This window comes from Pseudoduganella ginsengisoli (genome assembly GCF_009720865.1).
GTDB classification, from domain to species: Bacteria; Pseudomonadota; Gammaproteobacteria; order Burkholderiales; family Burkholderiaceae_D; genus Rugamonas; species Rugamonas ginsengisoli.
On sequence record NZ_WNLA01000014.1, the window covers coordinates 1 to 14993 of the forward strand.

Annotated in this window: 9 protein-coding genes; 6 read left to right on the top strand and 3 right to left on the bottom strand. The window is 60.7% G+C overall.

Annotated features, from left to right (window positions below; translation table 11 throughout):
* Positions 1-143: 143 nt before the first annotated feature.
* Complete coding sequence (locus tag GM668_RS19030) at positions 144-1076, bottom strand: formylglycine-generating enzyme family protein (RefSeq protein WP_170305710.1); 933 nt, start codon at positions 1074-1076, stop codon at positions 144-146.
* Positions 1077-1583: 507 nt separating this feature from the next.
* Here GM668_RS19030 and GM668_RS19035 point away from each other — a divergent pair.
* On the top strand, positions 1584-3635 hold the full coding sequence (locus GM668_RS19035; protein WP_155440543.1) for a hybrid sensor histidine kinase/response regulator: 2052 nt from the start codon (positions 1584-1586) through the stop codon (positions 3633-3635).
* A gap of 33 nt (positions 3636-3668) precedes the next feature.
* On the opposite strand, the gene GM668_RS19040 is transcribed toward GM668_RS19035, so the two are convergent.
* A complete protein-coding gene (locus GM668_RS19040) occupies positions 3669-6179 on the bottom strand; it encodes a M4 family metallopeptidase (protein ID WP_155440544.1) in 2511 nt (836 codons plus the stop codon).
* 269 nt (positions 6180-6448) lie between these two features.
* On the opposite strand from GM668_RS19040, the gene GM668_RS19045 reads away from it, so the two are divergent.
* From GM668_RS19045 to GM668_RS19060, 4 genes are all read left to right on the top strand, one after another.
* Positions 6449-6901 carry a cache domain-containing protein gene (locus tag GM668_RS19045; protein WP_155440545.1) on the top strand — a complete coding sequence of 151 codons (453 nt, stop codon included), beginning with the start codon at positions 6449-6451 and terminating at the stop codon, positions 6899-6901.
* Entirely contained in the window at positions 6876-7643 is a 768-nt protein-coding gene (locus tag GM668_RS19050) for a substrate-binding periplasmic protein (protein WP_229499550.1), read from the top strand. Before GM668_RS19045 ends, GM668_RS19050 begins: the two co-directional genes overlap by 26 nt.
* 60 nt (positions 7644-7703) lie before the next feature.
* Positions 7704-8492 carry a metallophosphoesterase family protein gene (locus GM668_RS19055; RefSeq protein ID WP_155440546.1) on the top strand — a complete coding sequence of 263 codons (789 nt, stop codon included), beginning with the start codon at positions 7704-7706 and terminating at the stop codon, positions 8490-8492.
* Positions 8493-8572: 80 nt separating this feature from the next.
* Positions 8573-10774, top strand: coding sequence for an OsmC domain/YcaO domain-containing protein (locus GM668_RS19060; RefSeq protein ID WP_155440547.1), 2202 nt, complete (start codon positions 8573-8575; stop codon positions 10772-10774).
* Positions 10775-10793: 19 nt separating this feature from the next.
* On the opposite strand, the gene GM668_RS19065 is transcribed toward GM668_RS19060, so the two are convergent.
* Positions 10794-13808 (bottom strand): ligand-binding sensor domain-containing diguanylate cyclase, encoded by a 3015-nt coding sequence (locus GM668_RS19065; RefSeq protein ID WP_170305711.1) that lies wholly within the window; start codon positions 13806-13808, stop codon positions 10794-10796.
* 317 nt (positions 13809-14125) lie between these two features.
* Here GM668_RS19065 and GM668_RS19070 point away from each other — a divergent pair, with 317 nt between their 5' ends.
* The gene (locus tag GM668_RS19070; RefSeq protein ID WP_155440549.1) at positions 14126-14992 is read left to right on the top strand and encodes a hypothetical protein; all 867 of its coding nucleotides are present in this window, start codon (positions 14126-14128) and stop codon (positions 14990-14992) included.
* Position 14993 lies beyond the last annotated feature (1 nt).

Below are 14993 nucleotides of genomic sequence, written 5' to 3' on the forward strand. Positions count from 1 at the left end.
GATGGGCACGGGCGCCGGGGGCGGCGGCGGCTTCGGCGCGGCAGGCCGTTTATGCGGGATGTGGGCAGGCGGCGCCTCAGGCTGGACGCTGGCGCACGCGGCCAGCAGCGCACACAGCATCGTCATCAGGGAAACGTTTTTTATCATTGTTCAGTCCGTTGCAGCTGGCGGGCGATGCGGAAACCTACCCTAACATCTGGCGTTGCACGGTCGCCATGGGTGCGCGCCACCGGGCGCACGTCGGCTTCCAGCGTGTCATAGGCGCCGCCTTTTTGTACTTTTTCGTGGCACGCCGACTGGGCAGGCGGGACCGGCTGGGCGTGACTCGGCGTCCAGCAGTCGGCCACCCATTCATAAGCATTGCCCACCATGTCATACAGCCCCCGCTGCGCCGGATAGCTGCCAACCGGCGCCAGGCCCGCGTAGTCCGGCAAGGTGCCGCACTGGCCGCAGTGCGCATGGCGCTGGCCCAGCTGATTGCCCCACGGGAAAACCGTGCTGGCGCCGGCCCGCGCCGCATATTCCCATTCGGCTTCAGTCGGCAGGCGGTATGGCTGGCCGGTTTGCTGCGACAGCCAGGCGGCATACGCTGCCGCCGCATCCCAGCTGATGCCGGTAACGGGCATGGTGGAAGACTGTGGCGGCTGTGCCGGCGGCGGGCACGCGCCCTGGTTCACACACAATTGCCATTGGCCGGCCGTGATTTCATGAGCCGACAATTCAAACGGCGCGATGGCGCGCTCGGCGCCGCCCAGTTCTTCCTCTTGCGCATCCGGATCCGTGCGGCGCGAACCCATTCGGTAGCGTCCCGCCGGAATGGCCACCATGGCCGGGCAGGCAGCCGGTCCGCCCGGCAGCGGGCACGCAATAGCATTTGCAGGAGCGGCGCCGGCGCCGGCATTGCCCGGCACTGCGCCCGAAGCGCCGCTGCTGCCGCCGATAGCCGGGGGCGCCGCTGGTGCATGCGAACCCGTCGGCCGGCTGGCAACCCCCACGCGTAACGGTGGCGACGCTTCTTCCATCAGCACGGCAATGGCGACGCCCATGCCGACCGTGACGGCTGCGCCGCACACCATCAACGCGATTTTCAGGCGCCGGACGCGCTGCGGCTCCGCGAGGGCATGGTCTGCAGACGCCGTCCCGCCCCTGTCTGGCTCGAACGCAGGCCGATCTGCCTCGTCCGTGTTTGGGGGCGCCGTCCCGCTACCTCCTGGCCCGAAAGCGGACCAATCCGCCTGGCCCGTTGGTTGCGTCGCGCTGCCAGCGGCGGCATGCACGTCGTCCCCATGCGGGCGGGTTGGCATACCGGAAGTGGATTGCCGGATGGCAGATTGCGTGGTGTCGGAGTGGACAGGCCCTGCGCCACCGCGTGGCGCAGGCGGGACGTCGGATGGGGCATGATCTTGGGGCGCAGTCATGGAGTGGGCAGCCTCACATCGTCACTAGGAACGCTGCCATTCTATGCAGTGCGCTTGCAACCCGGCGCGCAACTCAGAATTCCCTCGGCATCTTGAATTACTGATACAGTTTCACTGACGATATGCATCCTGCGGAGCCATTACTTTGCTTCTTATTCCAGCCCCATGAATGTCTTACTACAATCCGGATTGCTGGTGCATCGGGCTGTCAGCAAGCGCGAGCTGGGATTGCTGGCTGCAATCTTTATTGGCTATCTCGTGCTGGTGGCGGTCCTGGTTCCGTATGCCCAGGTGCAAGGTCCGAAGTTGCCGCATATTTCCGCCATTTATGCCGTTGGCATGGTCATTTTGCATGGGTTGACCGCGCTGTTGCTGGGATTTGAGTTCAAAAGCCACCCCGGACGGCCACTACGCCTGCTGGCCGTTGCCTATGCATACAGCGCCGCGATGGCATGCCTGCATTTGCTGACGTTCCCCGGCGCCTTGCTGCCCGATATCGCACTGGCGGGAAGGACGGAAACCGTGGCGTGGCTGTACATGGCCTGGCAAACCGGATTTGTCGGGTTAACCGTGGCGGCCATTGCGCGGCAGGCACGGCAGCCTCACGAATCGAGCCCTGCGGCGGCGCTGCGCCTGGCGCCGGCCATGTACTGCGCCGCTGCCGCTGTTGCTTTGCTATACGCCGCAGCGGCGTATTTGCCGTTGCCGCACTACTTCCTGGCCGGCGACCGCTTCATGCACCTGAGTAACGGGATCACATGGGCCATGGCAGCTGTTGTGGCTGGCGGCATTGCCGTGCTGATTTGGAACCGCAACACCCATGTGTCGCTGTTTTCCTGGCTCAGCGTTCCACTGCTGGCCATGCTGGGCGGCATTGTGCTCAGTACCCTTGGCGGTGCACGCTATACGGCCGGGTGGTACGCCGCCCGCGCCAGTTACGTGATGGGCGGCACGGTTGTACTGGTGCTGTTGCTGGAGCGGATTGCCCGTTTGCAGCAGACCTTGGTGAGCTCCGTCGCGTCGCTGGCGCGCCAGACCCAGTACTTGCAAGCGGAAATACAGAAGCGGGAAGCCACGGAAATGATGCTGGTGCAGGCGCAGAAAATGGAAGTTGTCGGCCAGCTGGCAGGCGGGATAGCCCACGATTTCAACAACTTCCTGCAAGTCGTCAATATGCGCATAGAATTGCTGCAGCATAAATTGCGGGGCCAGAATATCGATGAAGACTTTTCCGTCATCCGTCGCGGCGTACGCCGCGTCCAGTCGCTGATCCAGCATTTGCTGTCATTTTCGGGGCGCCGCAGCTACCAGCCCAAACTGGTGGATTTGCAGCGCCTGCTGCCTGACTGCGTGGATTTTGCCCGCGCCACCATTGGCGCCCGGATTGACGTGCAACTGGTGGTCGCAGACGGGGCGCCGCCCATTCTCGTCAATCCCAGCGAACTGGAAGCAGCCATGCTGAATTTGATCGTCAATGCCCGCGACGCCATGCCAGAGTCCGGCGTGGTCCGCGTCCACGCGTCGCGGCTGCGCCTGCCGCCTGAAAATCCCTACCAATTGCCGCATGGCCTGTATGCCGAACTGAGCGTCACTGATGCCGGCACCGGCATTCCCCCCGACGTGCTGCCGCATGTGTTCGATCCATTCTTTACCACCAAACAGGCGGGTAAAGGAACGGGACTGGGCCTGGCGCAAGTGTATGGCTTCGCCAACCGGCAGGGCGGCACAGCACGCATTACGTCGGAACTGGGGAAAGGCACGACGGTACAAATCATCTTGCCGGCCGCTGCGCCGGGGCTGGGTGTACACAGCGACGATACGCAGCCGGTGACGTCCAGTGGCCGCGGCGGCAGCGTGCTGGTGGTGGATGACAACAAGGCCGTGGCCGATGGCAGCCGCGCATTGCTGGAGCAACTCGGCTACCAGGTGGCAACCGCGGAAAGTGCGGATGAAGCGCTGGAAATGCTGGTGTCAGGCAAGTTCAAGCCAGCCATCGTGCTGTCCGACATTGTGATGCCGGGCTCCATGGATGGCATCGGCCTGGCGCGGCAACTGCGCGCACGCTATCCGCGCATACGCGTGCTGCTGGCGACGGGGTTTTCACGCGATGACAGTGAAGCGCTGCAAGCGGAATTCCATATCTTGAGCAAACCGTATTCGATGCGTGAATTGCAGGAAGGGATATTGGCCGTGCAGGCCAAGGCGGTGCCGGTTTAAGGATCCCGGCACCGCTGTTCCATCAGCGTGCGATCAATTGATGATCAGGCGCACTTTATCCACGACAAACGACGTTTGCGCCGACGAATCTTCCGTCGAAACAAACGACAAAGTCACGGTCTGGCCCTTGTAGGGCAGCAGGTTGAACGACTTCACCGTGTAGCCTGTCGCCTTGTTCAAGTTGGTGTACGTCGCCAGCGTGCCCAGCACGGTTCCCGCACTGTTTTTCACGGTCACAACCAGCTTGTCATACGCCGTCGTCGTCGTGGTTTCCGCACTGTCGATATGCAGCGCAAATGACAGCGTGGCTGCCGTGACATTGGCCGGTATCGTCACGGTTTGCGTCAGCGATTCCGTGGACGTGGCGCCATTGCCGCCCAGGTAGGCGTATTTGGTGCCGTCGTATGCGGCTTCGTTGGACCACGAACCAATGATGTTGGCGGAGCCGCCCCAATACTGTGCGCCGCTTTCAAACGAACCATTTTTGATTAAATCCATGGTTTCCGGGCCGGTGCTGACGGTCAGCACCGCGTTATTCGATTGCACGGTTTGTGGTGTCGGCGAAGAATCCGTGACTTTGACGGCAAACACGGCGCCGCTATCGCTGGCCTGCGCCGTCAGTGAATACGTGGGCTGCGTCGCACCGGTAATGGCGGCGCCATTGCGCAGCCACTGGTATTTATACGGCGCGGCGCCGCTGGTGGCGGTCACGGAAAACGTCGCGGTCGCACCAAGCTGAACGGCAACCGACTGCGGCTGCGAACTGATGGTCAGCATGCCATTGCCTTCGCCGGTGTCCTGGCCCACGTTGATGGCGGCATAGGCGCGGCTGACAGCCACGGCTTCACGCGATCCGGCGCCGTATAACTCCGTCGCGGCCTGGACCATCTTGTTGCGGGCATCCAGGTAATTGGTGGACGACGTGAACTTGGTGGTAGCGGCACGGAACCAGATACGGAATGCCTTGTCATTGCCAATTCCCGTCATTGCTTGCGGAATTTGCGTCAAATACGGGCTGTACATTTCGCTCGACGTGCTGGCGCTGGAGCCTTGCGACAGGAAATAAAACATGCGGTTGTTCGGGCCGGAGGAATAGTGTGGATTCAGCGAATTCAGCGTGCTTGACCAGGCATCGCGCGACGCGCCGTCTTTCGACGGCTTCCACATCCAGCGCAGCGGCGCCCCGGTTGGCTGCAATTCCTTGCCGATCATCCAGTCATTGCCGGTCGCGGGGATGGTGCTGCCGGTACCGCCATTTTTGCCATAGGCTTCCACCATTTCACCCATGATGTCGGACGACGATTCATTCAAGCCGCCGGATTCGCCGGAATAGCCAAGGTTGGACGTGGCGCCAGTGACACCGTGGCCCAGTTCGTGGCCCATCACATCCAGTGTGGCAAGGCCGCGGCCGTTGGCGCCGTCGCCCAGGTACATGCATTTGCAGCTGGGATCGTAAAACGCATTGTCATAGTTTGTGTCGACGTGGACAGCGGCATACACTGCCGTATTGAAGCCATCGAGCGATGACCAGCCCTGCGTGTTTTTCAACAGGTCATACGTATTCATCAGGCCCCACAGCGTATCGACCGCCGCCGTCTGGCCATTGGCGCTATTGGTGCCGCCGCCCGTATAGGGCTGGCCATCGCCCCAGACATTGGTGGTGTTGGTATAGACGGCGCCCGGTACGGGATTGGAAATCGGGCTGTTGGCGGCATTCGTCACGGCCATGCCGCCATAGACGCCGCCCGTGCCGCGGGAACTGTCCAGCATTTTGTAGGCGCCATTGGCCAGCGTGGTCTGGATCGGCACATCGCCGGAGAACAGGCTGTGTCCGGTGCCCGCGACCGTTTGCAAGGCATTCCATTGCGCCAGGGTGGCGCCATTGGCGGCGCTGATGACGGTGTCGCGGAACACCAGCTTGCCGCCATCGGCCATGCGGGTCTGTACCAGCCATGCCAGTTCGTAGCCTGTCACGCGCTCTTCCACGTCGGCGGCATTGAGCAGCGATTCCTGCTTGGCTTCCTTGCCGGGCGCGCGGACCTGTTTGACGACCGGATAAATCACCAGTTCAGCGGACGGCGCATTACGGTGAACGCCGTTCGCTGCGGTGGCGCGCACGGCGGCATCGATAGCGGCTTGCGCGGTCACGGCAGGCGTAACGCTGAACGCGCGCGTGGCAGCCAGCGCATTGGCCGATCCGCGGCCCAGGCCGTTGCGGCGGTCGGAAGCGGACGCGCTGACGACATTGCCCCGGGCATCGGAAACCACGACGGAATCCGAGCCCAGCACCCGTACGCCTTTATACGTATGGGCAAAACGGGTAATGCGGGTACCGGCTTCACCCGGATGTTCAACGGCCAGCGTATAGCCATGGTCGCTGTCCAGGCCGGTACTGGCGTGTGCGGCGGCGAGTTTTTGCACCAGCGCAGCGCTCTCTTGCGCTGAGGATTTGGCGAATGGCGGCGCCATCATGGCAGGCGACGCAGTGGCAGACACGCAAATGGCGGCAATTGACAGGGCAAGCAGGTTTTTCCGAAGCTTCATAAGTTCTCCAGGGGGGTGGTTGCTGATTTGGTTGCTGATTTGATAACGCCTTCGCACCATAGATAAACCGCGCGGCCGAGTCAAAAAAAACGCGGAATGAGACACCGCAGCAAGTCCCGTCTCAAATTAAACATTGGACAATATTGGTAAGGGTTTCACGACTATTGGTCCATGTGGTATATACACCTTCCCGCGCTCTGAAAAGCGTGACAACATCTGATGGAAGCCGTAACCTTTTCCTGTCGGCATTCTTAAGAAGAGGGTGTGGCATGAAAAACTTCCTGGCGGGTGTAATGCTGGCGCTGGCCAGTGCAGGCGCGGCCTTTGCGGCGGATAAAGGGACGCAAGATGAGGCCGTCGCGATGGTGAAAAAAGCCGTGGCGCTGATCAAGGCCAAAGGGCGCGACGCGGCGCTGGCGGAATTCAACAATCCCAAAGGCGGATTCGTTGACCGCGACCTGTATATCTTCGTGCTGGATAAAGATGGCGTGACGCTGGCCAATGGCGTGAACCAGCGCCTGGTCGGCAAAAACGTCATGCAGCTCAAGGATGCGGACGGCAAATTCTTCATCAAGAACTTCCTGGAATTGGGCGACACCAAAGGGAAGGGCTGGGCGCCGGAATACAAGTGGTCCAACACGGTGACGCAGGCAATGGAGACCAAGCAGTCGTATGTGGAAAAAGTCGACAACCTGTATGTCGGCTGCGGCGTCTATAAATAGCGGCTGGCTGCGCCGCTGGGCGCTGGCGCTGGCGTGGCTCGCGTGCATGGGCGCCAGCGCGCCCGCCACGGCGGACCGCGTCACGGTGTACACCAATGCGACCTTCGCGCCGCTGTTCATCGACCAGAAAACCGGCCTGTATCCGGAAATGGTCGCGTACCTGAACCAGCTCAAACTGGACGGCATTGACTTTGCGCTGGAGACCATGCCCCGCAAGCGGCTGCAGGCGCAGCTCGATAACGGCACGCTGGACGGTATCGTGATCGGCATGGCGCCGCAATGGGTCGGCGATGCGGCGCAGGAAAAATTCCTGTGGACGGAACCGTTTGCGCACGACGCCTTCGTGCTGGTGTCGCGTGACACGAATCCCTTCTTCTTCGGCCAGCCATCTCAGGCAGGCGCGCGCATCGGCGTCACGCTTGGCTATGTGTACCCGGGCGTGGACGAATGGATAGCGCAAAACCAGTTCGTCCGCGACGATGCCGCGACGGAAGAGCGCAACCTCGACAAGCTGTTGCGCGGCCGGGTCGATATGATCGTCGTCACGGATTCGGTGTTCCGCTATTACATGCGGACGCACCGCTTCACTGGCGGTGTCATCTCGGAAGCGCTGCCCGGTACTGCCAGCGACCGCCGCATCCTCGTGCCCAAGTCGCAGCGCGGCCTGTACGATAAACTCGCGCCCGCCATCCGCAAGCTGGCAGAAGATCCCCGCTGGAAAATGATACAGTCGCGGTATTGATTCCTTTCCAAGAATTTTTAATATTCGTGATGCGTCACGGATATGAATACCGGGATTGCCATGCGCCTGTTGATACTGTCTGACTTACACCTGGAAATCCGCCGTGGCCAGCCGTTGGGCATCGACCTGGCCCGCAGCCGTCCGGACGCCGTGGTCCTTGCCGGCGACATTGATACGGGCGCCAATGCTGTGCCATGGGCCGCCCAAACGTTTGCCGGTTTGCCCGTACTGTATGTGGCGGGCAACCACGAAGCGTATGGCCACGAGCTATATGCCGTCGAACGTGCATTGCGCGACGCTTGCGCTGCCACCGGCAATGTGCACTTCCTCAATTGCGATCAATACGTGACCGGCGGCGTGCGTTTTCTTGGCGCGACACTGTGGACCGACTTTGCGCTGTTTGGCGAGCCGGAAAAGAACGCCGCCATGCGGCAGGCGGAAAACGTCATGACGGATTACCGCCGCATCAGCGTGGCAACTGGCGAAAAGCCGGAGAGCCGTTTGCTGCAGGCTGCCGATACCGCGCAATTGCATACTGCCCACAAGGCGTGGCTGCAAACCAGGCTGGCGCAGGCGTTTGACGGAAAAACCGTCGTCATTACCCACATGGCGCCATCGATACGCTCCGTCGCCGCCAAGTATGCAACCGACTTGACTTCGGCTGCGTTTGCGTCGCCGCTGGACAGCCTGGCGGAAAAGCCAGACCTGTGGATACACGGTCACATGCACGACTCGTACGACTACCCGGTGGGAAACGGCCGCGTCATTTGCAACCCGTGCGGTTATCTGCTTCGGGGCGGCGCCAATGAAAACGCAGCATTTGATGCGGGACTGGTGGTCGACCTGTAAATCGCCCATCCTGTACCGCACCGCTAAAAAATCGGATAATAGCGGGTTATTCAATCTGCGTACTCATTTGGAATTCTCCCATGGAAATTAAGGTCAACTTTCTCGATAAGCTTCGTCTGGAGGCCAAATTCGATGATTTCACGGTAATCGCTGACCAGCCGATCCGCTACAAAGGCGACGGTTCCGCGCCTGGTCCGTTCGATTACTTCCTGGCGTCATCGGCCCTGTGCGCGGCTTACTTCGTGAAGTTGTATTGCAATACACGCAATATTCCAACGGAAAATATCCGCTTGTCGCAAAACAATATTGTTGATCCGGAAAACCGCTACAAGCAGATTTTCAAGATCCAGGTCGAATTGCCGGAAGATATCTCTGCCAAAGACCGCGAAGGGATTTTGCGTTCCATCGACCGCTGCACGGTCAAGAAAGTCGTGCAAACCGGTCCGGACTTCGTCATTGAATCCGTCGACAACCTGGACGCCGATGCGCAAGCGCTGTTGACGGTGAAACCTGAAGGCGAAGCCAGTACGTATATCCTGGGCAAGGATTTGCCGCTGGAACAAACCATCGCGAATATGTCGGGCGTGCTGGCCAACCTGGGCATCAAAATTGAAATCGCCTCGTGGCGTAACATTGTGCCCAACGTATGGTCGCTGCACATCCGCGATGCCCACTCGCCCATGTGCTTCACCAACGGCAAAGGCGCGACCAAGGAAAGCGCACTGGCGTCGGCACTCGGCGAATACATCGAGCGCATCAGCTGCAACCATTTTTATGCGGGTGAATTCTGGGGTGAAGATATCGCCAGCGCGGATTTCGTTCATTACCCGAATGAACGCTGGTTCAAGCCGGGCAAGAAAGATGCACTGCCCAAGGAAATCCTTGACGCCTACTGCCTGGAAATCTACAACCCGGATGGCGAGTTGCGCGGCTCGCACCTGTATGACACGAATTCAGGCAATACCGAGCGCGGCATTTGCTCGCTGCCGTTTGTCCGTCAATCGGATGGGCAAGTCGTGTATTTCCCGTCCAACCTCGTGGAAAACCTGTTTGTCAGCAATGGCATGAGTGCCGGTAATACGCTGGTGGAAGCGCAGGTGCAGTGCCTGTCGGAGATTTTCGAAAGGGCGGTCAAACGCGAAATCCTCGAAGGCGAAATCGCACTGCCGGACGTGCCGCAGGAAGTGCTCGCGAAATATCCCGGTATCGTGGCCGGCATCAAGGGACTGGAAGAGCAGGGCTTCCCCGTGCTGGTCAAGGACGCGTCGCTGGGCGGCCAATATCCAGTCATGTGCGTCACGTTGATGAACCCGCGCACGGGCGGCGTGTTTGCGTCGTTTGGCGCCCACCCAAGCTTTGAAGTGGCGCTGGAACGCAGCCTGACGGAATTGATGCAGGGCCGCAGCTTTGAAGGCTTGAACGATTTGCCGCGCCCGACGTTCGTCAGCAATGCCGTGACCGAGCCCAACAACTTTGTCGAGCACTTCATTGATTCCAGCGGTATCGTCTCGTGGCGCTTCTTCAGCGCCAAAGCCGATTATGACTTCGTCGAATGGGATTTCTCGGGCCACGGCGAAGACTCGAACGCACAAGAAGCGGCAACCTTGTTCAGCATCCTGAAAGAAATGGGCAAGGAAGTGTACACGGCTGAATATAACGAGCTGGGCGCCATTGCATGCCGGATTCTCGTGCCGGGCTACTCGGAAATCTATCCGGTGGAAGACCTGGTCTGGGATAACACGAATAAAGCGCTGCTGTTCCGCCAGGATATCTTGAACCTGCACGTCCTCGATGACGACGCGCTGGAAGCGCTGCTGGAGCGCCTGGAAGAAAATGAGCTGGACGAGTATGGCGATATCGCAACCTTGATCGGCATCGAATTCGACGAAAACACGGTATGGGGCCAGTTGACGGTGCTGGAGTTGAAGCTGTTGATCAACCTGGCGCTGAACGAGTTCGACGCAGCGAAGGAACTGGTGGAGAACTTCCTGCAGTACAACGACAACACGGTGGACCGTGGATTGTTCTACCAGGCATTGAACGCGGTGCTGGAAGTCGAGCTGAGCGACGACATGGACATCGCCGACTTTGAAGTGAATTTCCGCCGCATGTTTGGCAATGAGCGCATGGATGCCGTGATGGGTTCGGTTCATGGCAGCGTGCGCTTCCACGGCTTGACGCCGACCAGCATGAAGCTTGAGGGTCTGGACCGCCACCAGCGCAAGATCGACAGCTACCGCAAATTGCACGCGGCGCGTGCGAAAGCAGCCGCATCGAAGTAACCCCGCACGGGGACACGCGTCAGTTGCCTGCCAGCTCCGCGTGTTCCTCGGCCCGGTACCATACCCACGTATTGCGGCCTGCGCTTTTGGCTTGATATAGCGCCAGGTCGGCCTGCTTGTACAGCGCTTCGTCGTTGGCCAGCTCGCTGCGGAACGCCGCCGCGCCGATGCTGGCGCCGACGCGCATCTGGTGCGGGCCGAACGCAATGGGTTCGGCGACGCTGTCGACAATGCGGCGCGCCACCTGATCGGCGTCATGCGAGTTGCCGGTATTACTGAGCAGTACCGCAAATTCATCCCCGCCCAGCCGCGCCAACTGATCCGCTTCCCGTACGCACAAGCGCAGGCGGCGCGCCACTTCGACCAACAGGGCGTCGCCGGCGTCATGGCCCAGCGTGTCGTTGACTTGCTTGAAATGGTCGAGGTCGATCAGCATCAATGTGAAGGACGTTTTGTCGCGCACCGCTTGTGCGCGCATCCGGCGTAATTCGTCGCCGAAAAGACGGCGGTTGGGCAGGCCGGTCAACGGATCCGCGTAAGCCAGCTGCTCCAGCATCACCTGGCTGGCGCGCAGCTCGGCCGTACGCTGCGCCACCACGGATTCCAGCTCGGCCTGGCGGCGCCGGTACCACGCGATGCGCAACCGCATCAGCGAGGCAATCACGCCCACGGCAAACAGCCCGGCCAATACCCGCACCCAGGTCAACTGGTGCCACGATGGCAGCGCATGCACCGGCAGGCTGATGGGCGGTGTCCATTCGCCCGATCGCGTTGCGGCGCGCAGTTGCAGCGTATAGTTTCCAGGGGGGAGGTTGGTGTAGGCCAGGCGGCGTGAGCCGGGCGCGGTCGGGATCCAGTTGCTGTCAAAGCCGACCAGCCGGTACGTGTACTGCGTGCGCTCGGAGGCGGAGTAGTCCAGTGCGGCGAATTCCAGCGAAAAACCGCGCTCTTTGCCTTCGGGCTTGATTTCCAGCGCGGCCGCGGCGGCGCCGCTGGCGTCCCGCAAATAACGGCCAGGCGCCACCGGCTGGTCGCCCACGGCAAGGTCGGTGACCACCACGGGCGCGCGGTATGCAATGGTGGCCAGCCTGTCCGGGCGCACGACGGTCAGCCCGGTCAAGCCGCCAAACAGCAATTCACCCTCAGCGGTCAGCGCGGCAGAATTCGTCCAGTACTGGATAATGTGTATGCCGTCGGCTTCGGTCAGCGCTTTGACCGTCAGCGTATTGGGATCGATGCGCGCCAAACCCATGTCCGTGCTGGCCCACATCGTGCCTTGATGGTCTGCCAACACAGCGTTGACGCTATTGTCCGGCAAGCCATGCGTGGTTTCTATCCGGCGGAAGCGCCGCCTGCCATCGGCGTCGGTGCGTTCCAGCAGCTGGACGCCCCGTCCAAAGGTTGAGCACCACAAGCGGCCCTGCCGGTCCAGCGCAAGCGACGACGTAAAGCCAGGCAGCAGCCGGTCGCTGCTGCCCATATCGGTCGGCACGACTTCCAGGCTGCCTTCGGCGGATGGTAAAAAGACCAGCCCGCCGCGCGTGCCGATCCACAAGCCGCCGTTCTGCAGCGCAAGCAGCGTCGTGACACGGCTGTCGCCCAGCCGGGCGTCTTCGTGCCGCAGCAGCGGCGCCGCCGCGCCGCTGGCGCCGGCTTGCAACGCCCACAGCCCGTCGAGCCCGCCGATCCACATGACATTGCCCTGGAAGGCCACGGCCCACGATGCCGCGCTGACGCTGCGCCCTGGTATCTGGACAGGTTCGACACGCAGGCTTTGGCCGTCAATACGGAACAAGCCTTGCTGGGTGCCTGCGTAGACGTTGCCGTCTGGACCGTTCGCCATGGTAATGACCCGTCCGGTTGGCAGCCCACCGGGCTCGCCGGCCGTTATCCGGCCGATGCCGCCTGCCCTGGGATCCACGATGTCGATGCCGCCACCTCCGACAGCCATCCATATTTTTCCATCCGGACGCACGAGGACGCTGGGCACCGATAATTTACCGTCCACCGGCAACCCCGTGTCGCGGACAGTGATGACGGCCTGGGGCCGCGGGTCATACACGCTGTTCGCTTCGGTTGACGCCACCATCATCAAGCCGCTGCGTTCACGGAACAGCGCATAGGTGTCGTTGTCGCTCAGGCTGTCGGCCACGTCTGGCTTATGACGGATGCGGCGCGTGATGCCGCTGCCGGGATCGAGCGCGACAATCCCATCGCCTTCGGTGCCGAACCAGATTTCTGTTGGCGATACTTCAGCGATGGCAACCACGCGCTGCTTTTGCAAGGCGGCGTGCGCGCCGCTTTCCACGACGGGAACGGCGCGCAGTTCACCTGCTGGAATCATGAAGGCGCCCTGGTTGCGGGTGCCGATCCAGATGCGGCCGGCTGTGTCTTGGAACAGGGCGTTGATGGGCGCATCCAGTCCGACCGCCGTAGCGGCGGCTGCGTTTGGCGCACGGTAGAGCAAACCCTCCCGCGTACCCAGCCATAAACCGCCCGCGCGGTCGCGCAGCAGCGCTTCGATGGTACGGATGGCTGAACCGCGTCCTGACGGCGGCAGCACCGTGGCGGTCACAGCGCTCAGCTTGCCGGCAGCGTCCATATGATCCAGTCCGTTGGCGGTGCCTATCCACATGCCGCCCGCGCCATCGTCGGCAAGGGCCGCCACGTGGGCGTCGCTAACTCCGCCGGCCCCCGTGCCGATGACAGTAAAGTCGTCGCTGACGGGGTCATAGCGGGCCAAACCTCCGGAGCTGGTGCCGGCCCATAAATTACCGTGACTGTCTACATGCACGGCACGCACAAAATTGTCGGGCAGGGCGCGCGGACGCTTGCTGTCTGCCGTGTAAAGGCGCTGCGTATAGCCATCCCAACGGATCAGGCCGGATTGCGTCCCCATCCACATGAAGCCGCGGCTATCCTGCGCCATGGTATTGGTCAGCGGTGCAGGCATGTGCTTGAACACTGTTGCGCCCATGGGCGTCCAGCGGGGTGGGGCGGACTCGGCCAGCGCACACGAAAGCGGTCCGAGCATGGCAACACTCAGAGCAAGGGTCCGAAGATGCTGTTGCAGGCGGCTGGTAATTAGCATAACGCGACGATCATTGCCTAGAAGCATGATTCCACTATACCTCGAAACGTCGTGCGAATTCAGTTGTTTTAATCCCGCAATCCTCAATGCGCCCGGCGTTGGAAGATTCAGCCTAGCACCGTGTCGCTTTTTGTGACGCGCTCGACGGAAGCCCGGCAGGCGGCAAAGCAAAATTTTGCTTTAGTGACAATGTGATAGATTGTGCAAATAGGGCATGCGGTATGGTGGATTCATCAACAGACTGATGGGAGTCCCGCTGAATGCTTACTCTTGCACGAATTGCGCGCAGTTCCAGATCTGCACGTGGCGTCAACAATGTCTCAAAAGTAATCGGGGGCAGGCAGTATCACGACACCCGCAACCTTTTTCACGAACGAACTGATCCGCCAGCGCTGATTGCTCCGTCAGTACAACCCAAGCATATAGTCTTGGCAGATTCCAGATACACGCAGGAGGCGGATACGAAAGAGTGCGGTTTAATCGCCGGCCAACAGCTCATTAATTACACAAGCGACCGGGGCTTGGTGGACCGCACGCATGGCATTTACTGGGCCCTGCAAAATTCGCGGTTTGCAGGGTACACGGAAGAAATCAAAAACAGCCAGTTCGAAATTGACTCGAATGATACAAGGCAAATGATTGCCTGGTTATCGGAACGCTACGGGCTGCCAAAGCAACTGGCTTTTCCGTTAAAGGGCAGACCGATCCAGGGAATTATCGAGTTGCTGAAACAGCTCAAGATGGATGGACTGCCGCAATTTCAAGTGCTGGCAAGCGGCGGGCATCACGCCTATGCAATCCACGCCATGGGACCCAATAACAAGCTGCTGACAACTGGCGTGCCGTCCGGACAGAACACTTACTCGCCAACGCAGTTTTACGATCAGAGCATCATCATTGGCAGCATGCCGCTCAATCTGCCGGGTTACAAACCATACGTCCTGGACCTGAAAGCCAGCTATGGCTTTGTCACGTTCGATCCGGGCTTACTGGCACTGATGCAGGATGAGCGCTATGTGAAGCTGTTTCAAAAGGTTTACGAGAATTTGGCGCCGGATATTATGCAGCAGCTGGAAAAGGCGCTGGCGAAGGATGGACCGGTGCATGGGCCGAAGAAACGCCTATAGA